At 63.3% G+C, this 25,934-nt stretch carries 24 protein-coding genes; 9 read left to right on the top strand and 15 right to left on the bottom strand.

The genetic code is table 11. The features are described from left to right. Positions 1–19 precede the first annotated feature (19 nt). The 8 genes from NKJ57_RS01580 to NKJ57_RS01545 all read right to left on the bottom strand — a co-directional run bounded on the left by NKJ57_RS01580 (position 20) and on the right by NKJ57_RS01545 (position 9,036). Complete coding sequence (locus NKJ57_RS01580; protein ID WP_023683212.1) at positions 20–1,192, bottom strand: iron-containing alcohol dehydrogenase; 1,173 nt, start codon at positions 1,190–1,192, stop codon at positions 20–22. A gap of 18 nt (positions 1,193–1,210) precedes the next feature. Continuing rightward, positions 1,211–2,596: an aldehyde dehydrogenase family protein gene (locus tag NKJ57_RS01575; RefSeq protein ID WP_352510370.1), complete on the bottom strand. Its 1,386-nt coding sequence runs from the start codon at positions 2,594–2,596 to the stop codon at positions 1,211–1,213. Between the two features lie 13 nt (positions 2,597–2,609). Continuing rightward, a complete protein-coding gene (locus tag NKJ57_RS01570; protein WP_031196520.1) occupies positions 2,610–3,029 on the bottom strand; it encodes a type II toxin-antitoxin system VapC family toxin in 420 nt (139 codons plus the stop codon). After that, positions 3,026–3,481 (bottom strand): DUF7662 domain-containing protein, encoded by a 456-nt coding sequence (locus NKJ57_RS01565; protein WP_023695631.1) that lies wholly within the window; start codon positions 3,479–3,481, stop codon positions 3,026–3,028. The genes NKJ57_RS01570 and NKJ57_RS01565 overlap by 4 nt, the downstream gene beginning before the upstream one ends. A gap of 90 nt (positions 3,482–3,571) precedes the next feature. Continuing rightward, positions 3,572–4,942, bottom strand: coding sequence for a glutamine synthetase family protein (locus NKJ57_RS01560; protein ID WP_352510369.1), 1,371 nt, complete (start codon positions 4,940–4,942; stop codon positions 3,572–3,574). Between the two features lie 79 nt (positions 4,943–5,021). Further along, entirely contained in the window at positions 5,022–6,578 is a 1,557-nt protein-coding gene (locus tag NKJ57_RS01555; protein ID WP_352510368.1) for an amino acid permease, read from the bottom strand. Positions 6,579–6,655: 77 nt separating this feature from the next. After that, positions 6,656–8,200 carry an amino acid permease gene (locus tag NKJ57_RS01550; RefSeq protein WP_352510367.1) on the bottom strand — a complete coding sequence of 515 codons (1,545 nt, stop codon included), beginning with the start codon at positions 8,198–8,200 and terminating at the stop codon, positions 6,656–6,658. 17 nt (positions 8,201–8,217) lie between these two features. Beyond that, the gene (locus tag NKJ57_RS01545) at positions 8,218–9,036 is read right to left on the bottom strand and encodes an N-formylglutamate amidohydrolase (RefSeq protein ID WP_352510366.1); all 819 of its coding nucleotides are present in this window, start codon (positions 9,034–9,036) and stop codon (positions 8,218–8,220) included. Between the two features lie 147 nt (positions 9,037–9,183). Here NKJ57_RS01545 and NKJ57_RS01540 point away from each other — a divergent pair, with 147 nt between their 5' ends. The 3 genes from NKJ57_RS01540 to NKJ57_RS01530 all read left to right on the top strand — a co-directional run bounded on the left by NKJ57_RS01540 (position 9,184) and on the right by NKJ57_RS01530 (position 14,474). After that, positions 9,184–10,011 (top strand): MurR/RpiR family transcriptional regulator, encoded by an 828-nt coding sequence (locus NKJ57_RS01540; protein ID WP_023686446.1) that lies wholly within the window; start codon positions 9,184–9,186, stop codon positions 10,009–10,011. A 171-nt stretch (positions 10,012–10,182) separates the two neighbouring features. Then, positions 10,183–11,346: an efflux RND transporter periplasmic adaptor subunit gene (locus NKJ57_RS01535; RefSeq protein ID WP_023686447.1), complete on the top strand. Its 1,164-nt coding sequence runs from the start codon at positions 10,183–10,185 to the stop codon at positions 11,344–11,346. Continuing rightward, complete coding sequence (locus NKJ57_RS01530; protein ID WP_023704042.1) at positions 11,343–14,474, top strand: efflux RND transporter permease subunit; 3,132 nt, start codon at positions 11,343–11,345, stop codon at positions 14,472–14,474. Before NKJ57_RS01535 ends, NKJ57_RS01530 begins: the two co-directional genes overlap by 4 nt. A 181-nt stretch (positions 14,475–14,655) precedes the next feature. Here NKJ57_RS01530 and NKJ57_RS01525 read toward each other — a convergent pair whose 3' ends face one another. Genes NKJ57_RS01525 through NKJ57_RS01515 form a run of 3 tightly spaced genes read right to left on the bottom strand, consistent with a single transcriptional unit; the run spans position 14,656 to position 17,151 of the window. Continuing rightward, positions 14,656–15,693 (bottom strand): zinc-binding dehydrogenase, encoded by a 1,038-nt coding sequence (locus NKJ57_RS01525; RefSeq protein WP_023825174.1) that lies wholly within the window; start codon positions 15,691–15,693, stop codon positions 14,656–14,658. 11 nt (positions 15,694–15,704) lie between these two features. After that, positions 15,705–15,905, bottom strand: coding sequence for a zinc-binding dehydrogenase (locus NKJ57_RS01520; protein ID WP_023671155.1), 201 nt, complete (start codon positions 15,903–15,905; stop codon positions 15,705–15,707). A gap of 4 nt (positions 15,906–15,909) precedes the next feature. Then, complete coding sequence (locus NKJ57_RS01515; protein ID WP_352510365.1) at positions 15,910–17,151, bottom strand: acyl-CoA dehydrogenase family protein; 1,242 nt, start codon at positions 17,149–17,151, stop codon at positions 15,910–15,912. A gap of 126 nt (positions 17,152–17,277) precedes the next feature. Here NKJ57_RS01515 and NKJ57_RS01510 point away from each other — a divergent pair, with 126 nt between their 5' ends. From NKJ57_RS01510 to NKJ57_RS01485, 6 genes are all read left to right on the top strand, one after another. Next, positions 17,278–18,093 carry an SDR family oxidoreductase gene (locus NKJ57_RS01510; protein WP_352510364.1) on the top strand — a complete coding sequence of 272 codons (816 nt, stop codon included), beginning with the start codon at positions 17,278–17,280 and terminating at the stop codon, positions 18,091–18,093. Positions 18,094–18,118: 25 nt separating this feature from the next. Next, positions 18,119–18,604 carry a MaoC family dehydratase gene (locus NKJ57_RS01505; protein WP_352510568.1) on the top strand — a complete coding sequence of 162 codons (486 nt, stop codon included), beginning with the start codon at positions 18,119–18,121 and terminating at the stop codon, positions 18,602–18,604. Continuing rightward, positions 18,601–19,638, top strand: a complete 1,038-nt coding sequence (locus NKJ57_RS01500) for a phosphotransferase family protein (protein WP_352510363.1) — start codon at positions 18,601–18,603, stop codon at positions 19,636–19,638. The genes NKJ57_RS01505 and NKJ57_RS01500 overlap by 4 nt, the downstream gene beginning before the upstream one ends. A 12-nt stretch (positions 19,639–19,650) precedes the next feature. Beyond that, a complete protein-coding gene (locus tag NKJ57_RS01495) occupies positions 19,651–20,427 on the top strand; it encodes an SDR family NAD(P)-dependent oxidoreductase (protein ID WP_352510362.1) in 777 nt (258 codons plus the stop codon). A 124-nt stretch (positions 20,428–20,551) separates the two neighbouring features. Further along, positions 20,552–21,196 carry a TetR/AcrR family transcriptional regulator gene (locus tag NKJ57_RS01490; RefSeq protein ID WP_112396653.1) on the top strand — a complete coding sequence of 215 codons (645 nt, stop codon included), beginning with the start codon at positions 20,552–20,554 and terminating at the stop codon, positions 21,194–21,196. A 197-nt stretch (positions 21,197–21,393) separates the two neighbouring features. Next, positions 21,394–21,627 carry a DUF680 domain-containing protein gene (locus NKJ57_RS01485; protein ID WP_023671148.1) on the top strand — a complete coding sequence of 78 codons (234 nt, stop codon included), beginning with the start codon at positions 21,394–21,396 and terminating at the stop codon, positions 21,625–21,627. Between the two features lie 139 nt (positions 21,628–21,766). On the opposite strand, the gene NKJ57_RS01480 is transcribed toward NKJ57_RS01485, so the two are convergent. The 4 genes from NKJ57_RS01480 to NKJ57_RS01465 are packed head-to-tail and all read right to left on the bottom strand — an operon-like array spanning position 21,767 to position 25,928. Next, a complete protein-coding gene (locus NKJ57_RS01480; protein WP_023691851.1) occupies positions 21,767–21,997 on the bottom strand; it encodes a hypothetical protein in 231 nt (76 codons plus the stop codon). Between the two features lie 52 nt (positions 21,998–22,049). Further along, positions 22,050–22,634: a sarcosine oxidase subunit gamma gene (locus tag NKJ57_RS01475; protein ID WP_023691852.1), complete on the bottom strand. Its 585-nt coding sequence runs from the start codon at positions 22,632–22,634 to the stop codon at positions 22,050–22,052. Further along, on the bottom strand, positions 22,627–25,620 hold the full coding sequence (locus NKJ57_RS01470; RefSeq protein ID WP_352510361.1) for a sarcosine oxidase subunit alpha: 2,994 nt from the start codon (positions 25,618–25,620) through the stop codon (positions 22,627–22,629). Before NKJ57_RS01470 ends, NKJ57_RS01475 begins: the two co-directional genes overlap by 8 nt. After that, entirely contained in the window at positions 25,617–25,928 is a 312-nt protein-coding gene (locus NKJ57_RS01465) for a sarcosine oxidase subunit delta (RefSeq protein WP_023683197.1), read from the bottom strand. Before NKJ57_RS01465 ends, NKJ57_RS01470 begins: the two co-directional genes overlap by 4 nt. Positions 25,929–25,934 lie beyond the last annotated feature (6 nt).

Below are 25,934 nucleotides of genomic sequence, written 5' to 3'. Positions count from 1 at the left end.
GTCCGGCGCAGAAACCGCCTCAGACAGTGCCGGCGATAGTGTTCTCGAGCAGCGTCAGCGCCGCCTTTTTGGTCAGCCTGACCGGGTTGCCGCCGGCGGTCGGATCGACCACCGCCATGTCGGCGATCAGCCCTTTGCGCTTCTTGTCCATGTCGAGCCCCTTGATCAGATCGGGCAGCGCATGCGGCACCTTCAATTCCTTGCGCAGCTTGATGATCGCTTTGGCAAAGCCGTCGAAGCCACCCTTGATGCCGCAATAGGCAGCGAGCCGGGCAATCCGCTCCTCGATGGAGTCGCGATTGAAGGCCAAGACATAGGGCATGAACACCGCATTCGTCATGCCGTGATGGGTGTCGTAGAGCGCGCCGATCGGATGCGACAGCGAGTGGATGGCGCCAAGACCCTTCTGGAAGGCGGCAGCACCCATGGCGGCCGCACTCATCATGTGGGCGCGCGCGACAAGGTCCTTGCCGTTGGCGTAGGCCTTGGGCAGGTTCTCGAACACCAGGCGCACACCTTCCACCGCAATGCCGTCGGCCATCGGGTGATAGCCCGGCGCGCAATAGGCTTCGAGGCAGTGCGCCAGCGCATCCATACCGGTGCCGGCGGTGATGAAGCCGGGCATGCCGACCGACAGTTCCGGATCGGCAATGACGATTGCCGGCAAAAGCTTCGGATGGAAGATCACCTTCTTAGTGTGCGTCGCCTCATTGGTGATGACGCCGGCACGCCCGACTTCCGAGCCTGTGCCGGCAGTGGTCGGCACGGCTATGATCGGCGCGATGGCATCCGAATTGGCGCGCGTCCACCAGTCGCCGACATCCTCAAAGTCCCAGATCGGCCGCGTCTGGCCAGCCTGGAACGCGATCAGCTTGCCGAGATCGAGCGCTGAACCGCCGCCGAAGGCGATGACGCCGTCATGCTTGCCCTTCTTGAACACGGCGATCCCGGCGGTGAGGTTGGAATCGACCGGGTTCGGCTTCACCTCGGAGAACACGCCATAGGATACCTTGGCGTCGTCGAGGATTTTCAGCGTCGAAGCGACGACCGGCAGTTTCGCCAACCCCGGATCGGTGACGAAAAGCGGCCGCTTAATGCCGGTGGCCGCGAGCACCTCAGGCAGTTCCTTGATGCGCCCGGCACCGAAGCGGACGGTGGTCGGGTAGTTCCATTTGGAGATCAGCTTGGACATGTCTTGTCTTTCAAAAAATCAGATGGCTTCGCGCAGATGGAAGGATTTCGGCCGGGTCAGATTGTCGTAGCCGAGCGCCGAAAGGGCAACGCCTTTGCCGGTGTCCTTGACGCCGGTCCAGACCAGCGCCGGATCGAGGTAGTCGCAGCGGTTCATGAACACGGTGCCGGTCTCGACGCGGTCGCCGATCGCCACCGCATGCTCGATATCGTCGGTCCAGATCGAAGCGGTCAGCCCGTAGGGGCTGTCGTTCATCAGCGCGATCGCCTCCTCGTCGTTGCGCACCTTCATGATGCCGACGATCGGGCCAAAACTTTCCTCGCGCATGACGCTCATCTGGTGGTCGACGCCGGTCAGCACTTCCGGCGCCAGATAGGGCGAGCCGGCCTTGTCGTTAGCCACCTTCATATTGATGTGTGCGATTGCACCCTTGCGCAGCGCCTCGGCCTTCTGCTCGCGGATCAGGTCGGCAAAGCGCGCCTGCGCCATCGGCCCCATTGTCGTCGCCTGTTCCAGCGGATTGCCGACGACATAATTCTTCGTCTCGGCGATGAAACCTTCGACGAACTGGTCGTAGACCTTCTCATGCACATAGACGCGCTCGATGCCGCAGCAGCACTGGCCGGAATTGTAGAAGGCGCCGTCGACCAGATTGGCCACCGCATGGTCGAGCTTGGCGTCGGGCAGCACATAGGCCGGATCCTTGCCGCCGAGTTCGAGCCCGAGCGTCATGAAGGTGCCGGCCGCCGCCTTCTCGATGGCGCGGCCGCCGCCGACCGAACCGGTGAAATTGACATGGTCGATCTTGCCCGAGCCGAGCAGCTTCTCGGTCTGGGCATGGTTGAGCACGACATTCTGGAACACGCTCTTGGGCAGCCCAACCTTGTCGAAAGCCTGCTGGAAACGTTCGCCGACCAGCAGCGTCTGCGCCGCATGTTTGAGGATAACAGTATTGCCGGCCATCAGTGCCGGCACGATGGTGTTGACGGCGGTCAGATAGGGATAGTTCCACGGCGCGATCACCATGACGACGCCGAGCGGATCCTTCTTCACATAGCGTCGGAAGCCGTCCTTCGGGTTGGATGCCGGCACGGATTTCAGCGCGGCTTCAGCGATCTCGACCATGTAATTGGTGCGTTCCCTGACGCCGCCGAACTCGCCGCCATAGCGCACCGGTCGCCCCATCTGCCAGGCGATCTCCGGCACGATCTCGTCGGTCATCGCGACCAGCGCTTCGAGCATCGCCAGCATAAATTTGCCGCGCTCGACGATCGGCTTCAGCGCCCACTTCTCCTGCGCCGCTTTGGCGCGCTCGACCGCGGCATTGATCGCCTGGTCGGTCGCGATCGGTCGCTCGGCATAGATCGAACCATCGATGGGCGATTTGAGTTTTACGGTTTCCAAAGGATGCTCCAGTTTAGCAGGCTAGCGTACGCAGATGGCCGTTGCGGCCATAGCGAAGGATGGGCTCGTCACGCGTCACCAGAACCATGTCCAACGCTCTCGCACTTGCCATCAGTATCCGATCCATGGGATCACCATGAGGCGGACCGGGCAGGTTGGATGACGCAATCAGAATGGCTGGTGAGATAGCGCTGAGCTTTGCCGACATTCGCTCGATGAATCGCTCCACGAAGTCGAGTGGCGCCAATGGCAGATTGAGCCGGCCCTTGGCTACGCCAATTCCGATCTCCCATGCCGACATCGGCGAAAGATACAGACGGCCGTCATAGGCCGCTTCCGAAATCTCCCGGCTTGCGTGCGGATCGATCAGACTATCGTTGGCGACAAAGATCATCGCACATGTATCCAGAAGCAGGTTTGGCTCTTCGCTCATTTACGCACCGCAAGTTTGCCGTCGCGCGCGTCAGCCTCACCGCCCAGATAGCCCCGGTCCCATGGCTCGTCATCGAAAGGTTTGGTGATATCAAATCCGGCTTCGATTGTTATCAGGCCCTTCATGAAACCAAAACCGGGGTGGCGATCCGCGCGCGCCTCCTTTGGCGCGGCAGGCACGCTACCACTGGGCGGCGCCGAAATGGGCACTTTGCGAACGCGGCGAAATACCAGTTTCCCACTCCCTATATTGACGGATTCGGTCTCGAACCCAGCCTCAAGCCACTCCCTTGTCATGGGATTGTTGCTCGGATTGTTGCTCCACCATGCAGGGTATTGCTTCGATGCGGGCAGCGGCAGATTGAGCACTCTCTCGATTTCGGCGAATGACATCGGAACGCGATCGACATTTTGGGCAATGAGAAAGTCCTTGAGCGGCGCATATTTGGACATTGCAAACTCCTCAATGTAGCGCACTGCAGTTTACAGGTACCATATGGCACTAACTTCACTACATTGTCAACATTAAAGCTGTATAAAGTTTTAATACCGCTCGAACCCCCTGTGCAGTTCCCAATCCGTAATGCGGCGGTCGTATTCGAACTGCTCCCACTTTGCGGTGTGGACATAATGTTCGAGCACATCGTCGCCGAGCGCCTGCTTCAGCATCTTCGACTTGGCCAGCGTCTCGGTGGCGTCGCGCAGCGTCTTCGGGATCTCCGGCAGGCGCGAGGCCTGGTAGGCATCGCCGACGAACGGCTTCTGCAGTTCGAGCTTCTCGTCGACGCCGGCAAGGCCGGCGGCGATCAGCGCGGCGAACGCGAGATAGGGGTTCAGGTCGGCGCCGCCGATGCGGCATTCCATGCGGATGCCCTTGGTGCCCTCACCGCACAGGCGGAAGCCGGCGGTGCGGTTGTCCTCGCTCCACATGATCTTGGTCGGCGCGAAGGTGCCGGCCTGGAAGCGCTTGTAGGAGTTGATGTAGGGCGCCAGGAACCAGGTAAACTCCCTGGCGTATTTGAGCTGCCCAGCCGCCCATTGCTGGCCAAGCGTGGACAAAGTCCAGTCCGCCTTCTTGTCGAAGAACAATGGCGTCTTGCCGTCGGCGCTCCACAGCGAATTGTGGATGTGGCTGGAATTGCCGGCGAGCCCGTAATTGTATTTCGACATGAAGGAAATCGACTTGCCTTCGGACTCGGCAATCTCCTTGGCGCCGTTCTTCAGGATGACGTGGCGGTCCGCCATGTCGAGCGCCTCGGCATAGCGCACATTGATCTCTTCCTGGCCCGGGCCCCATTCGCCCTTGGAGTTTTCGATCGGAATGCCCGCCGCTTCCATCTCGTTGCGAAGCCGGCGCATGACGCCTTCTTCCTTGGTGGTGATGCCGATCTGGTAGTCGCCGATATAGGGCGACGCGGTGTCGAGCCCCTGCCAGTGCTTCTTGCGGGCGGAATCATAGGTCTCGTTGAACAGGTAGAATTCGAGCTCCGAGGCGAAGTAGCCGATATAGCCGCGTTCGGTGAGCCGCTTGACCTGCTTTTTCAGGATGGCGCGGGGCGAATGCGGCAGGTCGTCATGGGTGTGGTGGTCGAGCACGTCGCAGATCACCAGCGCCGTCTTTTCCAGCCACGGAATCCGCCGCAGCGTGGCAAGGTCCGGCTTCATGACGAAGTCGCCATAGCCCTTCGACCAGCTCGCCGCCTTGTAGCCCGGCACCGGCTCCATATCGATGTCGGCGGCGAGCAGATAGTTGCAGCCATGCGTCTCGTCATGGGCGGAATCGACGAAGTACTGCGCCAGGAAACGCTTTCCCGCCAGCCGCCCCTGCATGTCGACGATGCAGGCCAGCACCGTGTCGATCTCGCCATTGGAGACCGCTTTCTTCAACTGATCGAACGAGAAATTTCCGGCCATTCCTTTGGCACTCCAGCGCTGGTCGTTGATGACAAAACCATGGCCGGCACGATGCCGGCCATGGCCATGATGGTTTACGTCAGTGGCCGGTTTCGCCGACGGCCTGCTCGGCTGCCTTGATGGCTGCCTGACGCGCCGCGATGATGTCGCCCAGCGGCGGACCCTGGAAGCGATTGCGCTCGAAAGCGAACCAGATAATCGCCGTCAGGATGAAGAAGCCAACGGTGATGTATAACGCCCAATCGTTCGGCGGCTGGATGCCGATGATGAAGATCAGGATCATCGACAGGATCGACAGCACGGCAAACAGCATGAAGATGCCGCGACCCATGTTCCAAGGGCCCATCTTGTCCCACTTCGGCGTTCCCCAGGCCAGCATGCCGAGCACGATCGGCACGGTGAAGGAGAGGAACAGGAAGATGACGGTGCAGGACACGACGATGGTGTAGGCCGAGGTACCGGCGACGGAGACCAGCGTCGAACCCCAGACGAACAGCACCGATAGGACCGACGCCGTCCAGATCGCCGCCACTGGCGTGCGATAGGTCGGGCTGACCTTGGCCAGCGCCGCCGAGCCCGGCAGGCCGCCGTCACGCGAGAAGGCGAAGATCATGCGCGAGGCCGAGGTGACGGTTGCGAGACCGCACAGCAGCTGGGCGATGAACACCACGAGGTAGACGAACTCCTTGAGGCCGGGGCTGACGCGCTGGTCGAAAGCCCAGAAGAAGACGTTCCAGCCCTGCTTGGCGGCGTCGTCCATATTCGGGATCATCAGCACGAAAGCGGCCAGGAACAAATAACCGAAGACCGCCGACCAGATGACCGACATGACCATCGCGCGCGGCACCGATGAGGCCGCCTTGATGGTTTCCTCGGAAGTGTGTGCCGAAGCATCGTAGCCGGTGATGGTGTAGATCGGCAGCAAGAGGCCGAGAGCGAACACCCAGGCGTTCGAGACGGACGGCCAGACGCTGGCGCCGGCCTCACCCGAGTAGTTGTGGAAGGTGAAGAGCCGGCTGAAATCCCAGGTCTCGGCGGAGAACAGGCAGACGACCGCAATCAGGATCGAGCCGAAGAAGATCAGGTAGCCCGAAAAATCGGTCAACCTCGCCGTCAGCTTGATGCCGAGATGGTTGATCAGGGCCTGGGCGCCAGTGATGATGACCAGGAAGATCATCTGATTGGTCAGCGTACCCTCGATGCCGAGCGTCGGCCCGAAGGCGCCGATAAAGAACGTCCAGGTGCCGACGTTGATGGCGCCGAGCACGGTGATCAGGCCGAGCAGGTTGAGCCAGGCCGTCACCCAGCCGGTGCCGCGATTGCCGAGGATCGAACCCCAGTGATAGAGGCCGCCGGCCGTCGGATAGGCCGAGCTGATCTGCGACATGGCGACCGCGAAGGTAAGCGAGACGAAGCAGCCGACCAGCCAGCCGATGCCGATGCCGATACCGCCGGCGCCCGACGTTGCCTGCGCCAGCGAATTGATGCCGCCCGACAGGATGCAGATGATGGAGAAGGAAACCGCGAAGTTGGAGAAGCGGCTTAGCCGCCGCTCAAGTTCCTGGGCGTAGCCCATGGAGTGGAGGTGCTTTACGTCTTCCGCCTTGTCTGTGTCTGAATAACCCGGTGCTGCCATTGTAGTCCCCTTTGCGTTCTTAGCTGGCCGGCCCTGCCCCGGTCGGCTTGCGCCGGCCGGAGCATCTAGTCTTGCTGTTAACCGGCCGTCTGGCCGACGGCTGCTTCCGCGGCCGCGATCTCCGAAGCGCGGCGAGCAATGTCGGCGCCGATCGGCGGGCCTTTGAAGCGGCGCGATTCGATGCCGAACCACAGCACCACCAGCAGAACGATCAGGCCGATGGCATAGTTGATCAGGATGTCGAAGGGCGGCTGGATGCCGGCATACATCAGCACCAGAACGCCAAGCACCGTGATGACGGCGAACGGCTTGGACCAGATGCCGAGGCGGAACGGGCCGAATTCGGTCCAACTCTTGCCCTCGGCAAGCAGGCCTGCGGCCACCGGCATGGCGTAGGACACGTAGAGGAACAATGCACAGCCGGCCGCCAGTGCGGCGAAAGCCGGCGAGTACAATGTCGCTGCGACAGCGAGCACCGCTCCGAGCCAGATCGCCGCCACCGGCGTACGCCATGTCGGGCTGACGGTTTTCCACACCGACGAACCGGGCAGGCCGCCGTCACGCGCGAAGGCAAAGATCATGCGCGAGGTCGACGTCAGTCCGGCGAGCGCGCAGATGAAATTCGCCAGCACGATTGCGATGGCAATCATGCTCTTCAGCAGGAATGGTGCCGGCAGATTGTTGAAAAGATTGAACCAGGCATTGGCGCCATCCTTGGCCGTCGCTGCCAGATCGGGGCTGGCCAGTACGAACGAAACGGCCATGACGAAGCCGAACACCAGCGACCACAGGACCGAATGGATCATGCCGCGCGGCACCGCCACGCGGGCATTGTGGGTCTCTTCGGACGTGTGGGCCGAAGCGTCGAAGCCGGTGATGGTGTAGAGTGGGTAGAGCAGGCCGATTAGGAAGGCGACGAGTGCCGTCCGTGCGGTCGGAACGTAGCCTGCGCCTGGATCACCGGTGTTGTTGACGAAGGTGGTGAGCCGCGAGAAATCCCAGCTTGCGCCCCAGATCAGGAACATCGCGGTCAACACGACGGCGACGACCAGAATGAGGTAGCCCGAGAAATCCGTCAGCATGGTGGTGAGCCTGATACCGAAATGGTTGATCAGCGCCTGCGCGACCGTGATGATCACAACGCCGATCACCTGCTCCTGATAGCCCCACGCGGAGACGTCGTGACCGAACACGCCGGACCAGACAAGGTCCTTGAACAGCGCATAAACGCCGACATTGACCGAGGCGACGACGAAGACCAGGCCGAGCAAGTTGATCCAGGCCGTGGCCCAGCCCCAGCCGCGCCCGCCGAGAATTGACGACCAGTGGTAGAGACCGCCGGCCGTCGGATAGGCCGAGCCGATCTGGCCAAGGGACGCGGCAACGACAAGTGCAAAGACGCCGCCGATGACCCAGCCGACAGTCGCCTCGAAGCCGCTGCCGGTCGCCATGGCCAGCGGGAAGGACGTGATTCCGCCCGCCAGAATGCAAATGATCGAAAAGGAAATAGCGAAGTTCGAGAAGCCGCTCATGCGGCGAGCCAACTCCTGGGCATAGCCCATGCTATGGAGGGTTTTTACATCCTCCGATCTTTCAGCGTCTGATTTGTCCGGTCCTGCCATTTTCGTCCCCTGTTTTTCTAGCTGGCCGATTGAACTGACTTTCCCACTGCGTGTCGCCGGGAACCCTTGGCCTCCTCGGGTTCCAGGTCAGAAAAAATGCCTGTGAGCAGATCCGCCCATTTCCGCTGCCCGGTCTCGCCGGAGATCTCGTCGTTGCGGATTTCGATCATTGCGCAGGCAAGGCCGCGCGAGCGTGCATGGCGCTCCAAAGTGAAATAGACGCGGTCGGCCGGCGAATATGGCTCGTTGATGCCGACACTGACGCCGGAGAGCCGCTGCAGCGCCGCTATGAGCGGCGACGCCAGCCGGCGGTCGTCATCGTGGATGATGCCGATATGCCAGGGCCGGTTCTTGCCCTTGTAGACCGGGGTGAAGGAATGCACCGACACCAGCCGGGTCTCCTGCCCACGCGCCTGCCGGTCGTCGATGATCGATGCGATCGTGTCGTGGAACGGCCGCCACGACAAAGCGATGCGCTCGGCGCGCTCACTGTCCGACAGGCCGGCATTGCCCGGAATGGCCGTCGTCTCGCTGACCGGCGGCACCAGGTCCGGTGCGTCGAGCGGACGGTTGCAGTCGATGATCAGGCGCGAGATGCGGGTTTCGATGAGCGTCGCATCGAGGGCGGTCGCGATGCGGCGGGCCACCGGCAGCGCGCCGGGGTCCCAGGCGATGTGGCGGGAGAGATCTTCGGCCGGCAGGCCAAGCGTGCCGAATTCGGATGGCAGGAAGTTGGAAGCGTGGTCGCAGGTCAGCACGAAAGGGCTGGACCCGCCGGGGTTCGTCACCCCTACGATATCAGACGATGCAAGGCTGGCGGGCCGTGCTCTCTCCATAGTCTGCCGTCCCCTGGGGAGCGCTGTATCTTATGTTACGTATTTTGCGTCATTGCGTCCCTGTGGATGATTTCATACAGTTTGTCCGGCTTTGTCAAACGCGATTTCGGGGAAGCGGTCTGGACGGGCTCAGGGGTGGGGAAAACGATGATTTCCAGCATTGCCGAACTGATTTCGGACCGCATCGGCACGATGCCGGCCGGCGAGCGCCGCGCCGCGCAAACGCTGATTGCCAACTATCCGCTGATCGGGCTGAAGACGGTCGCCGAGTTCTCGACCGCCGCCGGCGTATCGTCGCCGACCATCCTGCGCTTTGTCTCCAGGCTGGGGTTCCAGAACTATCCCGAATTCCAGTCGGCGCTGCAGGACGAACTGGCGGCGCAATTGCAGTCGCCGGCATCGCGCACGCTCAATCCGGCCTCACCGGGCAGCAGTGCCGTGTCGCCAATGCTGGAGGCGACGCTGGACAATATGCGCGAGACCTTCAGGCATCTGTCCGACAGGCAGCTTGCCGACATCGCCGAAAGGCTCGCCGAACGGCGCGGCAAGACATTCCTGATCGGCGGCCGCTTCACCGATCCGTTGGCGCGCTACATGGCCGCCCACCTCGCCATCATCCAGCCCGACGTTTATCACCTCGCCGGTCAGGAGAGCATCTGGCGCGACCGGCTGATCGACATGGGCAAGCGCGACGTGCTGGTGATCTTCGACATCAGGCGCTACCAGGACAGTCTGGTACGCTTTGCCGAGACCGCGCATCAGCGCGGCGTGCAGATCGTGCTGTTCACCGACCAGTGGCTATCGCCGATCGCCCGCTTCGCCCGCCATGTCATTGCAGGACGCACCGCCGTGCCTTCGGCGTGGGACTCTTCCGCCGCTCTGTTCGTTGTCGCCGAGACGCTGATCGGCGCTGTCACCAGGCAACTCGAGGCCGACAGCGCCAAGCGCATCCGCGACCTGGAAAGCCTGCGCTGACACGCTCAATCCCGGCCGCAGGTGCGCAAAATTACGCAGATTTAATGTGCATGGAAGCGGCAGAATTGCCATAAAGCCATGATATTGCGGCGGCTTCGCACATACCGGGTGCGTCGCTGCGCGTTTTTTTGCTTGGTGAAACCGGTAGACGTTTTGCCAACCGGAGTGTCGATGGTCGCCTGGAAACAGATCGTTTTTGCGCTTGTGATCCTGGTCGCGGCTGTCCTCGCCTGGGCGCGATTCTTCCCGGGCGCGCCGGAGGTTCTGGCACGCTGGGGCATCGACTGGACCTATGCTTCGGCGCCCGCCACAACCGGTGCGGTCGACACGACAAAACAGGCAGGCGGTCGCAACGCTGCCGGCCGCCCGGCAAATGTCGTCGCCTTGCCTGCGGCCACCGCCACCATCAACGATCGCCTGCAGGCGATCGGCACCGGCCGCGCCAACGCCTCGGTGACGGTCAACCCGTACAGCTCCGGCCGGCTGGTTGAATTCCTCGTTCAGTCCGGCACCCGCGTCGACAAGGGGCAGATCATCGCTGTTCTCGATTCCGAGACCGAGGTGATCTCGCAGGATCGTGCCAAGCTCGCCTTGCAGGATGCCCAGGACAAGCTCGAGCGGGTGAAATCATTGAGGGCCTCCAACGCCGCGACCCCGGTCGCCGTCGCCGATGCCCAAGTGGTGCTGGCCGGCGCCAAACTGGCGCTGCAGGATGCCGAACTCGCCTTGCAGCGTCGTTCGATCGTCGCCCCTATCGCCGGCACGGTCGGCATCCTGCCGATATCGGCCGGCAATTACGTCACCAGCCAGTCGGCGATCGCCACGCTTGACGACCGCTCCTCCATCCTGGTCGATTTCCTGGTGCCCGAGCGCTTTGCCGCCGCCGTCAAGGTCGGCGCGCAACTGTCGGCGACGCCGATCGCCAATCCGAGCAAGGCCTATACCGGCACCGTGTCGGCCATCGACAACCACATCGACGAAAAGAGCCGCACTCTGCTGGTCAAGGCTGCAATCGCCAATCCGGCGGATTCGCTGCGCGCCGGCATGTCGTTCGGCATCACCATGCGCTTCCCCGGCGACACCTACCCGGCCGTCAGCCCCCTGGCGATCCTGTGGGGTTCCGACGGCGCCTATGTCTGGCAGGTCGAGGACGGCAAGGCCAGGCGCGTTCCCGTGCGCATCATCCAGCGCAACACCGAGACGGTGCTGATCGACGCTGAGATCGAGGATGGCGACATGGTGGTGACCGAAGGCACCCAGAGCGTCAGCGAAGGCGGCGCGGTCCGCATCGCCGGCCAGGATCAGCGCGCCGCGGACGCGGCCGAAGGCTCATGACCGCGCCTGTCAGCACCGCCAGCGAAACCGGCTTCACCGCTCTCTTCATCCGCAGGCCGGTCATGGCCTTCGTGCTGAACACGCTGATCGCAGTGGCCGGCCTTGCCGCTTTCTACGGCGTCGAAATCCGCGAACTGCCCGATGTCGACCGCGCCGTGGTCACCGTGTCGACGGCTTTCGAGGGTGCCGCCGCCGAAACCGTCGACCGTGAACTGACCGACACCATCGAGGGTGCGGTCGCGCGCGTATCCGGCGTCAAGTCGATCTCGTCGACCTCGTCCTTCGGCCAGAGCCGCGTCACCATCGAGTTCAACGACGGCGTCGATTTGAACGTCGCCGCTTCCGACGTGCGCGACGCGGTCGGCCGTGTCGCCAACATGATACCGGAGACCGCCGATCCGCCGCGCATCGTCAAGGCCGATGCCAATTCCGATGCCGTGATGCGACTGGCCGTCACCTCCGACACCATGTCGGTGCAGGACATGACGGTGATTGTCCAGGACCAGATCGAGGACGAACTGGCTGCCGTGCCTGGCGTCGCCGACGTTCAGGTCTATGGCGACCGCGACAAGATCTTCCGCATCGATGTCGACCAGAACAAGCTCGCCAGCCTCGGCTTCACTGTCGCCGATCTGAGGGCAGCGCTTGCCTCGGTCGCTTTCGATTCACCAGCCGGTTCGATCACCACCACCAACCAGGATCTCATCGTCCGCACCACGGCCGATGTGACGACGCCGGAAGAATTCGAAAACATCATCATCGGCGGCACGACGCGCATCCGCGACGTCGCCACCGTCACGCTTGGTCCCGACATCGGCCAGACCTCGTTGCGCTCCGACGGCAAGACCGGCATTGGCCTTGGCATCATCCGTCAGGCGGAATCGAACACGCTGGACATTTCCACCGGAGTGAAGGCAGCCGTCGCCAAGCTGCAGGAAAACCTGCCCAAGGGCATGTCGATTAAGATCACCAGCGACGACGCAGTCTTCGTCAACGGCGCCGTGCACGAGGTCGAGATCGCGCTCGGCCTGTCGATCTCCATGGTGCTGATCGTCATCTACATCTTCCTGCTCGACTGGCGCGCGACGCTGATCCCCGGTCTCTCAATGCCGGTCGCCATGATTGGCACCATCGCCGCCATCTATCTCGCCGGCTTCTCCATCAACATCCTGACGCTTCTGGCGCTGGTGCTGGCGACCGGCCTTGTCGTCGACGACGCCATCGTCGTTCTGGAAAACATCGTGCGACGGCGCAACGAAGGCATGGGGCCTCGTGCCGCCGCCGTGCTCGGCGCCCAGGAAGTGTTCTTCGCAGTCATCGCCACGACGCTGACGCTCGTTGCCGTTTTCGTGCCGATCTCCTTCCTGCCGGGACAGACCGGCGGCCTGTTTCGCGAATTCGGCTTCGTCCTCGCCATGTCGGTGCTGCTCTCCTGCGTGGTGGCGCTGACGCTGTGCCCGATGCTGGCCTCGCGCATGTTGACCGGCGCATCGCTCCACCATGAAGGCGGTCACGGCATTGGCGCGCGCGTCGGTGGCGCGCTGAACGCGGCCTACAAGCGCGCCTTGCATGCCTGCCTCGGCGCGCCGTGGATCGTGCTGCTGGTTGCGGTGCTGTTTGCGGGCGTCGCCTTCAGCCTGTTCGGCACCATCCGCCAGGAACTGACGCCGAGCGAGGACCGCGCCGTCGTGCTGTTGCGCATCAACGCGCCGCAAGGCGTCAGCCTCGATTACACCACGCAGCAGATGCAGAAGATCGAGCGGCTGATCCAGCCGCTGCGCGATTCCGGCGAGATCGTCTCGACCTTCGAAAACGCCGGCCAGAACGGCGCCTACAATTCCGGCTTCATGGTGATGACGCTGGCGCCGTGGGACGAGCGCACGCGCAGCCAGCAGGAGATCATGGCGCAGATAAGCCAGCTGACCCGGCAGGTGCCATCCGTGCGCATCTTCCCGGTGCAGGCCAATAGCCTCGGCATTCGCGGCGCCGGCAACGGCCTGCAATTCGCGCTGGTCGGCAACGACCGCAAGGCGCTCGGCGACGCGGCGGTGAAGATCATCGCCCGGATGCAGGCCGATCCGCGCTTCCAGACGCCGCGGCTTTCCATCGACCCGACGCAGCCGCAGCTGGCGGTGGCCATAGACCGCGAGCGCGCCTCCGATCTCGGCATCGACATATCAGGGCTCGCCAACACCTTGCAGGCGATGCTCGACGGCAACGATGTCGTCGATGTCTACATCGCCGACCGCAGCTATGGCGTGAAGCTGGTCTCGACCACCAACCCGATCAATGATCCGACCGATCTGGAAAACATCTTCCTGAAGACCGCCGACGGCCGCTTCGTGCCAATGTCGACCATCGCCACGCTGACCGAGCGCGCCGTGCCGCCGTCGCTGACCCGCGAACAGCAGCAGCCTTCGGTGGCGATCACCTCGAACCTGAACGGCAATTTCGCACTGGGTGACGCGCTCGGCGTTGCCGAGCAGATCGCCGCCCCGCTGCTGCCGCCGGGCAGCCGCGTCCTGCCGCTGGCCGAAGCCGCGACGCTCGGCGAGACCAACAGCGCCATGATCACCATTTTCGGCTTCGCGCTGGTCATCATCCTCCTGGTGCTTGCCGCCCAGTTCGAAAGCTTCGTCAGCGCCGTCATCATCATGGCGACGGTCCCGCTCGGCCTTGCCTGCGCAATCTTTGCGCTGCTTTTGTCAGGCACCAGCCTCAATGCCTACAGCCAGATCGGCCTCGTGCTTCTGGTCGGCGTCATGGCCAAGAACGGCATCCTCATCGTCGAATTCGCCAACCAGCTGCGCGACCGCGGCCTCGGCGTGCGCGAGGCGATCGAGCAGGCCTCGATCATCCGCCTGCGGCCGGTGATGATGACGATGATCTGCACCATCCTCGGCGGGGTCCCGCTGGTGCTGGCCGCCGGCGCCGGTGCCGAAGCGCGCATCGCGCTCGGCTGGGTCATCGTCGGCGGGCTGGGTCTCGCCACCGTCTCGACGCTTTTCCTGACCCCGGTCGCCTACCTCCTGCTCGGCCGCTTCGTCACGCCGAAGACGCATGAGGAAGCGAGGCTGAAGCGGGAGCTTGAGGAAGCGGCGTACGCCAATGTCGAGCCGGCGGAGTAGCTCCGCTTACCCTCCCCCTTGTGGGGAGGGTCGGACCGCAGGTCCGGGGTGGGGGTGCAGCGCCAACTAACGTCGGTCCAGCGCTCCCGCGAATAACAGAGGTAGGAGCCAAGACCCCCACCCCGACGAAAGAGCAAAATTGCTCTTCGTCGACCCTCCCCACAAGGGGGAGGGTAGAAAGTCACGGCCTGATAAACACCTTCCCGTTCGGCTTGGCCAGCTCCGCCGGGACCTTCGCCATCGCCTCATCCAGCGGTAGCACCGCCGTCACGTCGGTTGACCAGCGCCCATCCGAAAAGCGCTTCTGTGCTTCCATGATCGCCGGGCCGCGCTTGTCGCGGAACTGGCGCATCCATTCGACCAGCCAGAAGCCTTCAATGTGCTTGTGTTGGAAGATCATCTGGCCGGGCTCACGGATGACAGTGGTGTCCGGATCGAGCCGTCCATAGATGATCCAGCGCGAGCGCTTCGGCATGGCGTCGAAGATCGCCGAGGCCACCGGCCCGGTCACGGCATCGAGGAAGATGCGCGGCTGCTCGGCCTTGACCACATCGCGTAGTGCTGCCTTGAAATCCGGCGCCTTCTCGTTGAGCACATGGGCAGCCCCGATCTCCTTCAACAGCGGAATCTGCTCGTCGCGGCGCACGGTGACGATCGGCCGGAACCCAGCCTCCTTGGCGAGACCCGCGATCAGCTTGCAAAGCTGGCTGGCGCCGGCGGTCATGATGAAGGCTTTTTCGCCCGTCTCCTTGACGATGTCGAACATGGCGAGCGCCGTGAGCGGGTTGACGATCATCGCCGCGCCATCCTCGTCGCGGACCGTGTCGAGCAGCGGAATGCAGCCGGCAGCTTCGGCAACTGCATAGTCCGCCCACGCGCCCCAATTGGTGACGCCGGTGGTGAAGGCGATGCGCTTGCCGATCAGGCTTTTCGCATAGGGCTCGTCGCCGCTGGCAACGACCGTGCCGACACCCTCGAAGCCGGCCGGCTGGCCCTTGGCGCGCGGCTGACCGTACTGGCCCTTGATGAACATGACGTCGGACGGGTTGATCGAGGCGAGGCTGACCTTGATTAGAACCTGGCTCGGTCCGGGCGTCGGCACGCCGATGCTGCCAAGCTTGAGGTACGGCTCCATCGCCTCCAGCGCACTGCCGGAGGGCGTCCTGGTGTAGCCGTCGCCGGTCAGCAGCAGTGCTTTCATGTCTGAGGGGATCGCCATGGCGGGGCTCCTTACAGTTTGAGGATGAGCTTGCCGGATGCGCCACGGCCAAGCACGCGCGTCACCACGGCGGCGGCATCGGCCAGCGGATAAGTGCCTTCGATGGCCGGCCGAACCTTGCCGGCGAGATGCCAGCCGACCAGCGCCTTCAGATTGTCGGCATGGACGAGCTGGTCGAGCGGCGCGAAATCGCGGGCGATAATGGCTTTCATGCGCTCACACCTTTTCCTGCGTGTATTTCCTGAGCTCTGTGCGCGCCACTTGCCGGCGGTGCACCGCGTCCGGCCCGTCGGCCAGCCGCAGGGTTCTCAGATGCGTCCAGGAGCGCGCCAACGGCGTGTCCTGGCTGATGCCTTGCGCGCCGAACATCTGCACCGCCTCGTCGGTGACCTTGAGCGCGACGCGCGGCGCTATGACCTTGATCTGGCTGATCCAAGGGGCAGCGGCGCGCGCATCGCCCTGGTCGATCATCCACGCCGCTTTCAGGCAGAGCAGCCGCGCCATCTCGATCTCCATGCGGCACTCCGCGATGATGTCGAAATTGGCGCCGAGCTTGGCCAGGGGTTGGCCGAAAGCCTCGCGCCGCACGGAGCGCTGGCACAGCAGTTCCAGCGCCATTTCGGACTGGCCGATGGCGCGCATGCAATGGTGGATGCGGCCGGGGCCGAGCCGCCCTTGCGCGATCTCGAAGCCCCTGCCCTCGCCAAGGATCAGGTTCCCCGCCGGCACCCGCACATTTTCGAAGCGAAGATGCATGTGGCCGTGCGGCGCGTCGTCGTCGCCATAGACCTGCATCGGCCGAAGCTTGGTCACCCCCTTGGTGTCGGAAGGCACCAGGATCATCGAATGGCGGCGGTGCTGCAGCTCAGCATCGCCGCCGGTGCGGACCATGACGATATAGATGGCGCAGCGCGGGTCGCCGGCGCCGGACGCCCACCATTTCTCGCCGTTCAGCACATAGTCGTCGCCCTGCCGCTTGCAGCGCATGGCAATGTTGGTTGCGTCGGACGAGGCGACGTCCGGCTCCGTCATCAGATAGGCCGAGCGGATTTTTCCCTCGAGCAATGGCTCCAGCCACGCCTTTTTGTGGTCGTCCGAGCCATAGCGCTCCAGCACCTCCATATTGCCGGTGTCAGGCGCCGAGCAGTTGAAGGTTTCAGCACCCAGATGCGCCTTGCCCATCTCCTCGGCGAGGTAGGCGTACTCGACCGTGGACAGGCCATAGCCGCGCTCGGAGCCGGTCAGCCAGAAATTCCACAGGCCGCGCTCTTTGGCCTTATTCTTCAGCCCTTCGAGAATCTCGGTCTGCCGCGCGCTGTAGACCCAGCGATCGCCGCCCTTGCCGACCTCGCTCAAAAACTCATGGTCGAGCGGCATGATCTCGTCGCGCACCATGGCCGCGACGCGCGCGTGGATCGGCTTCAGCCGCTCGGTCATGCCGAGATTCATGTCCGCCATCGGTCTCCAACCCTTTCACGCATCTGGGCACTTTACCCGTGGCAAGGATGACCGTACTTCGGGTAGCCTTGTCAACGCGAGCCCTTTCGCCCCGGACCGTGAGGAGAAAGGCGCGGAGGAACTGCGATGAGCTATCTCGAAGAACTGTTTTCGGTCGCGGGCAAGACCGCACTTGTAACCGGAGCGGCGACCGGCATCGGCCGCATGGTTGCGACCGCTTTGGTCCAGGCCGGCGCAACGGTGATGATCGCTTCGCGCAAGGGCGAGGATTGCATCAAGGTCGCCGCTGAGTTGAACGCGCTCGGCGCTTCCGGCCACGCCGAAGGCTTCGCCGGAGACGTCTCGAGCGAGGCCGGAATTGCCGCGCTGGTCGCCGAGGTCAAGGCGCGCACCGAGAAATTGCACATCCTCGTCAACAATGCCGGCATATCCTGGGGCGCGACGCTTGAGGATTTTCCCTATAGCGGCTGGGCCAAGGTGTTCGCCGTCAACGTCACCGCCGTCTTCCACCTGACGCGCGAATTGCTGCCGCTGCTGGAAGCCGCCGCGAGCGACGCCGATCCAGCGCGCGTCATCAACCTTGGCTCGGTGATGGGCACGCAGCCGCTGGCCGACGATGCCTATTCCTACACGGCGTCCAAGGGCGCCGTTCATCTTCTGACGCGCACGCTGGCGATCGAGCTCGCGGCGCGGCGCATCACCGTCAACGCCTTCGCGCCCGGCCCCTTTCAGAGCCGCATGACCGCCTTTGCCACCGGCACCGAGGAAAAGGCAAAACATGTCGGCAGCCATGTGCCGATCGGCCGTATCGGCGTGGCGGATGACATTGGCGGCGCAACGCTCTATTTGTGCAGCCGTGCCGGCTCCTATGTCACCGGCGCCATCCTGCCGATCGACGGCGGGCAGTCGGTGCAGCATGGGCTGACATTGTTCAAGGAATGAGCCGCGGTCGGCGGCAAGTGGAGGAATCGCAGTGGAACCGATCAGTCTCGATGTGCTTTTGGCCAGTGTCGGCAAGGAAGTCGGCATCTCCCCCTGGCGCGTGGTTACGCAGACCATGATCGACCAGTTCGCCGACGCCACCGACGATCACCAGTTCATCCATTGCGATCCGGAACGAGCCAAGCGAGAGACGCCGTTCGGCGGCACGATCGCGCATGGCTTCCTGTCGCTGTCGCTGCTCTCGGCGATGACCTTCGAGACCATGCCGCCACTGGAAAAGGGCAAGATGGGCGTCAACCACGGTTTCGATTCGCTGCGCTTCCTGGCGCCGGTGAAGACCGGCTCGCGCATTCGCACTCATTTCGTGCTGGCCGACGTCAAGGTCAGGCCATCGGGCTGGGTTCAGACTGCGCATGACGTGACCATCGAGATCGAAGGCTCGAAGAAGCCGGCGCTGACCGCGCGCTGGCTGACGCTGACATTGATCGAGCGTGAGCCGGAGACCGCATGAGCGGCGACGCCAATGCGCTGGATCAAACAGCACTAGCGCCCTATCTCGAGGCGCACATCCCGGGTTTCACCGGGCTTTCTGCAATCGCAAAATTCAAATCCGGCCAGTCGAACCCGACCTACCTGCTGACCGCCGCCAGCGGCCGCTATGTGCTGCGCGCCAAGCCGCCGGGGCAATTGCTGAAGTCGGCACATCAGGTCGACCGCGAATTCACCGTCATGAAGGCGCTTGCCGGCACCGCTGTGCCGGTGCCCCGGATGCTGCATCTGTCGGCGGAGGACTCGCCGATCGGCCGCATGTTCTACGTCATGGACTTCCTCGACGGCCGCATATTCTGGGATCCGGCCGTGCCGGAAGCCGGCGGTAACGATGAACGCGCCGCCCTCTACGATGCCATGAACGCCACGCTGGCAGCCCTGCACGATGTCGATGTCGAGGCGGTTGGGCTGGGCGATTTCGGCAAACCCGGCAATTACTTCGAACGCCAGTTGGGTCGCTGGACCAGCCAATACCGCGCCTCGGAGACTGGAAAGATCGCCGACATGGACCGGCTGATCGCCTGGCTCGAGACGCATAGACCTGCTGATGACGGCCGGGTCTCGCTGGTGCATGGCGACTACCGGCTGGACAACATGATCTTCGCGACTGGCGAGCCGAAAGTGCTGGCAGTGCTCGACTGGGAACTGTCGACGCTCGGCCATCCCTTCGCCGACATCGCCTATCAGTGCATGCAATGGCGGCTGCCGCACGCCTCAGGCTTTCGCGGCCTTGGCGGTGTCGACCGCGCCGCACTCAGCCTGCCCTCGGAAGAAGCCTATGTCGCGGCGTATTGCCGGCGGCGCCGGCTTGCCGGCATCGACAATTGGAGCTTCTTCCTCGCCTTCTCCTTCTTCCGCTTGGCGGCCATCTGCCAGGGTGTCTACAAACGGGCGCTCGACGGCAACGCCTCCAACCCGGAGAAAGCAAAAACCTATGGCGAGGCCGTAAAACTGCTCTCGCATCTCGCCGGCAAACTGATCGACAAGCAGACATAAAAGGGAGGCATGATGGGCCGTTTCGAGGGAGCGACCGTGCTGATCACCGGTGCCGCCGGCGGCCTCGGCCGCGGCGCTGCCAAAGGCTTTGCCGCTGAAGGCGCCCGGCTGGTGCTGTCCGATATCGACGACAAGGCACTGGCCGATCTTGCCGGCTCTTTGCAGACCGAAACCGCTATCCTTGCCGGCGATATAGCCGAGGAAAAACTGTCCGAGGATCTGGTGAAACTGGCGGTGGAGAAATTCGGCCGTCTGGATATCGCCATCAACAATGCCGGCATCGTCCAGAGTTTCGTGCGCCTGCCGCAAGTCCCCTCTGATGAGGCGCGCCGCGTTCTGGAGATCGACCTGCTCGGCGTCTTCTACGCCATGAAACACCAGATTCCGCAGATGGAGCGGCAGTTCAAATCGGACGGGAAAGGTGGCGTCATCGTCAACATCGCCTCGGTTGCCGGGCTGGTCGGCGCACCGAAACTGTCGGTCTATGCCGCCGCCAAGCATGGCGTCGTCGGGCTGACCAAATCGGCGGCAGCCGAATATGCCACCAAGGGCATACGCATCAATGCGGTGTGCCCTGCGCATACGCGCACCGCCATGGTCGACGGCTTCGTGCGTATTTCCGGCGCGCCGGAAGCCGAAGCACTGGCTGAGTTGACGCGCGGCGTGCCGATGAAGCGGGTGGCCGAGGTGGACGAGGTTGTTTCAGCCATCCTGTTTGCCTCCGACCCCTCCAATTCCTTCATGACCGGCCACACGCTGGCCGTGGATGGCGGCGTCGGCGCGATTTGACGGCCCCCGATCTGGTTATCCGCATTTGGTAACCATTGCCGTTGCGGGAACCTACGGCGCCCTTGTCCGTTTTCGTACAGCGTATATAATTTAGCCAACACCCATCACATGAAGGCAGACCGACGTGCCGCTGAGCGTCCAGAAACGCCGCGAAAAACAAAAGGCCGAACTGCGTTCCGAACTGCTCGACGCAGCCCACAAGCTCGTCAAGGAAGAAGGCTATGAAGGCCTGACCATCCGCAAGCTGGCCAACCGGGTCGGCTATGCCCCGATGTCGGTCTATTCCTACTTCGCCGACAAGCAGGACATATTGTTTGCGCTGGCCGAGGATGCGTTCGAGACACTTGCCCGCAACATCGAGGCGCACCCCTCCGACGACCCGATCGAGGCGCTGAAGGCAGTGATGACCGAATATGCCGCCTTCGGGCTCGGCAATCCCAACGAATACCGCACCGTGTTCATGACCGAAAAGACCAAGCTGCCGGAGGGCAGAAGCTACGAGGACATGGAAGAGGGCAACCCGGCGATGAAAGCGCTGATCTCAAGGGTCGAGGCCTGCGTCGCCGCCGGCAAGCTGCAGGGCGACCCACGCGCAATCGCCACCATGCTGTGGGCGGTCGGCCACGGCACCATCTCGCTGCTGATCACCTTTCCGTTCTACCCCTTCGGCGACCCGCAGGCTTTCGTGAAGCGGATGTGCGATGCCACCCTTGTCTCGCTCACCGCCCAGAACGTGCCTCCGCTGACCGAAACCCCGGTCAATTGCTGACCGAGTTTTTCAAACGCTCTTTCCGCAAACACTGACGTCCGGCGTCATGGCTTCTGCTGAGTCGGTACGCCGCAATTTCCGGTGTTCAAAAAAATTGTCGTACATGTACGTTTTCTGACTTGAAAACCCGTTTCCTTGGACGTATGTGTACGCTGCATCGTACATGTACGAAAAGAATTTAACCGATGGAGACAGACATGAACAAGACCCTTCTCGCTCTCGCCACCGTGCTGGCTCTCTCCGGCTCGGCTTTCGCCGCCAACAACACACACTCGACCAAGCAGGCCCCCGCCGCCACCTGCGTCGACACCACGACCAATGCCAAGCTCGATTGCGCCGTGACCGGCTCGGTCGAAAAGTCCGACGTCAAGGCCAAGAGCCCGCGTCTCGGCATCGAGATCAACCCATGGATCGTGCCGAGCACGTTCTAAGTTGATCGGGCTCGACCACAGCACAACGATTAATTTAAGGGCGGCAGGATAATCCCGGCCGCCCGTTTTTCCTCAGCGCCCCCATTTCCTCAGCGCAAGCCGGCTTTTCCTGAGTTCAAACCTGGCGTAGCCGAACGGGTTATTTCTTGCGCGGTTTGCGACCCGGCACCGTCTTGGCCTTGCCGGGTCTTGCCGGCGCGCCTGGGATGGCGGTCGAGGTGATCGACACCGGATCGCTGGCCGGAAACGTGTCCTCGAGGCCTTCCTCGAGTTCCTCTTCTTCGGCAGTCACCTCGTGATGCTGCTCATGTTCGAGTGAGCGCACGGCGGACGTCTTGCCAGCTGACTTCGGCGGCGCTTTCGACGGCATCGTATGTTCTCCCTGATGGGGGAAGCAGAACGGCTTGACCCGTCAAACGTTCCTACGCCGCCGCGTCGCTGGCTGCTTCCGACAGGAAAGTAAAGACATAGTCCGAGAAGGAACGCCAGCACTCGACCCGGAAAGCGTCGGCTGCCGTGCGCAACAGCAGGATTTCGCACTTGCCGAGAATGGTGCGCGACGCCGCGCCCACCGGAAAAGCCTCGAGCGACAAATCCTGCGGGCAGCCTGCATTGATCGCGGCGGCAGCCGCCGGGCCGGTGACGGCGAAGGCGACGTTGCGGTGCGAGATGCCGACCGCCGAATGCAATGCGGCAACCCCAGCACGATCGGCCAGCGGATCCTTGCCAGCCTCATCGATAACCAGCCACTCGTCAGGGCCAAGCCACAGCGCCGTGCGCCCTGTCTTCGACGCCGAAGTTTTCGGCTGCTTCGGCAAGGTCAGGCCGAGCGCCTTCGACAGCGCCGCGACGGAAGCCTCCGGCGCGCGCAGCGACATGCGCTCCGCCGGCGGCAGCACCTCGACCTTGACATCCGTTGCGGAAACGACGCGTTCAGCCAGGGCCGGGCGGCGCTCGACCGACGGCGCTGCAGCTGGGGCCGTCTTCTTTGCAGCAGCCTTAGCCATTGAGGCGCCCTCCCGTCTCGTCGAAGAACACCATGCCGGTAACCTCCACTTCGATCATCCCGTTCGGCATCGGCACATAGAGCGTGTCGCCCATCCGGTCGCGCCCGCCGGCAACCAGCGCCAGCGCGATCGAGCGACCGCAATTTTCCGACCAGTAGCTGGATGTGACGTGACCGATCATCTTCATCGGGATCGCCTGCTTCGGGTCGGCGACGATCTGCGCGCCTTCCTCAAGCACCACTTTCGGGTCCTTGGTCTTCAAGCCGACCAGCTGCTTGCGGCCCTTGGCGACCAGATCGGGCCGCGTCAAGCCGCGGATGCCGACGAAATCGGTCTTCTTCTTGCCGACCGCCCAGTCGAGCCCGGCATCGTTCGGCGTCACCGTACCATCCGTGTCCTGGCCGACGATGATGTAGCCCTTTTCTGCGCGCAGCACGTGCATCGCCTCGGTACCGTAAGCAGTCGCGCCATGCTTTTGGCCTTCGGCCCACAGCGCTTCCCAAACGGCCTGCCCGTAGTCTGCCGGCACATTGACCTCGAAGCCGCGCTCGCCGGTGAACGACATGCGAAACAGCCTGGTCGGAACGCCGCAGATCTTGCCTTCGCGCACCGACATATGCGGCAGCGCCTCGTCCGACATGTCGATGCCTTCGACCAGCGGTGCAATGATGTCTCGCGACTTCGGCCCCTGCACGGCGATGACCGCCCATTGCTCGGTTATCGAGGTCAGCCAGACATTCAGATGCGGGAACTCGGTCTGGAGATAGTCCTCCATATGGTTCATGACGCGCGGCGCGCCACCCGTCGTGGTCGTCACATGAAAACGGTCCGGCGCCAGCCTGCCGACGACGCCGTCATCATAGATGAAACCATCCTCGCGCAGCATGATGCCATAGCGGCAGCGGCCGGGCTCAAGCTTCTCCCACGGATTGGTGTAGAGCAGTTCCATGAACCTGGCCGCATCCGGTCCGACCACTTCGATCTTGCCCAGCGTCGAGGCATCGAACAGGCCGGCATTGGTGCGCACAGCGACGCATTCGCGGTCGACCGCCTTGTGCATGTCCTCGCCGGGTTTGGGGAAATACCAGGCGCGCTTCCACTGGCCGACATCTTCGAACACCGCGCCTTGCGCTTCGGCCCAGGGATGGATCGCGGTCTTGCGTGTCGGGTCGAACAGCGGACCGCGCGAATGGCTGACGATCGCGCCGAAAGTGACAGGCGTATAGGGCGCGCGGAACGTGGTCAGCCCGACCTCGGGGATCGGCTTGCCAAGCGTCTCGGCGGCAATCGCCAGGCCGTGCATGTTGGAGGTCTTGCCCTGGTCGGTCGCCATGCCGTTGGTGGTGAAGCGCTTGACGTGCTCGATCGAGCGCATGCCTTCATGTACCGCCTGGCGGATGTCCTTGGCGGTGACGTCGTTCTGGAAATCGACGAAGGCCTTGACCGTCTTGTCCGGCCCGGCGCCGGGCGCCGCGCCCAGCATGCCGCGCGACCAGCTTTCCGACGCGTCGACCTTCGGCTTAACGCCCTTGGCCACTTTGCCGCCCGCATCCTTCGCCGCCTTGGCGCCGGCCGCATAGGCTTCGTCGATCGACGCCGACAGCCCATCCGTGCCGTTGCAGGCGCCGACCGAAACGCAGTCCTGCGCATAGATGCCCGGCACGAAGCGCTTGGTCTCGTCATTGAACGCGACCTTTCCGCGCGACTGCGAGAACAGATGCACCGATGGCGTCCAGCCGGCCGACATCAGGATGGCATCGACCGGAATGGTGCGCTCGCCGCCCCCATTCTTCGGCTGAACCGTCATCGAGGTCACGCGCAACTTGCCGCCGGCGCGGATCACCGCGCGGCCGAAATTGACCTCGATGCCGAGCGCTCTCGCCTCGTCGATCACAGGTCCGGTCGGATGGTCGCGCAGGTCAACGATCGCCGCCACGTTGACGCCGGCCTTCTTCAGGTCGATCGCGGCGGAGTAGGCCGAGTCATTGGCGGTGTAGACGCCGACATTTTTGCCGACCGCGACACCGTACTGGTTGAGATAAGTCCGCGCCGCCGAGGCCAGCATGATGCCGGGCCGGTCATTGTCGGCAAACACGATATGGCGTTCGATGGCGCCGGTCGCCAGCACCACGCGCTTGGCGCGTACCTGCCATAGGCGCTCGCGCGGCAAATCGCGGCCGGGGTTTCGCAGATGGTCGCTGACCCGCTCGACCAGGCCGACGAAGTTCTGCGCGTAGTAGCCGAACGCCGTCGTGCGCGACAAAACGCGGACATTGTCCAGGGCGGTGAGCTTGGCCACCGAGCCTTGCGCCCAGGCATAACCGTCCTGGCCGTCGATCTTCGCCCCGCTCTCGAAGCGCAGGCTGCCGCCGAAGCTGGCCTGTTCATCGGCGAGGATGACACGCGCGCCGGTTTCGGCAGCGGCGAGCGCTGCCGCAATGCCGGCCGCACCGCCGCCTAGCACCAGTACGTCGCAATGCGCATAGCGCGACGAATAATGGTCGGGATCTGGCTTGTCAGGCGAAACGCCGAGGCCGGCCGCGGCGCGGATCTTCGGCTCGTAGAGGCTCTTCCAGGCTGCCTTCGGCCACATGAAGGTCTTGTAGTAGAAGCCGGCCGAAAACAGCGGCGATGCCAGATCGCTGACCGCGCCGACATCGAAGGCGAGCGAGGGCCAGCGGTTCTGAGATTGGGCGACAAGCCCGTCATAAAGTTCCTGCACGGTGGCGCGGATGTTCGGCGCCTTGCGCGCGGCGTCGCGCTTGACCTCGACCAGCGCGTTTGGCTCTTCCGCTCCGGCCGACAGGAAGCCGCGCGGACGGTGATACTTGAACGAACGTCCCACAAGATGCACGCCATTGGCAAGCAGCGCCGAGGCCAGCGTGTCGCCTTCGATGCCGGTGTAAGACTGGCCGTCGAAAGAGAACCGCGCGGTCTTGGCCTGGCTGAGACGGCCGGCGCTCGGAATGCGGAACGCGCCGCTCATTTGGAAGCCATTTCGTTGGAGTTTTTGGGCAGCTTGGACGGTTTCGGCTCGCCGGCTTTGTAAGTCATGACGAACTTGTCGGTGACGGTGTCGCGCACCGCGTTGAAGAAACGCGCGCAGCCATGGATGTGGCGCCAGCGCTCATAGATGATGCCCTTCGGGTTCGAGCGGATGAAGAAGAACTTTTCAAAATCGTCGTCGCTCTCGCCCGCCATGTTGGCCGAGCGCGCAATATGAGCCTCGCCGGCGTTACGGAACTCGAGCTCCGGGCGCTCTTCCTCGCAATAGGGGCAGCGGATGAGAAGCATTCTGTT

Origin of the sequence: Mesorhizobium sp. M0077 (assembly GCF_040322955.1) — a bacterium.
Taxonomy (GTDB): Bacteria; Pseudomonadota; Alphaproteobacteria; order Rhizobiales; family Rhizobiaceae; genus Mesorhizobium.
This window is presented reverse-complemented; position numbering and strand designations above follow the sequence as displayed.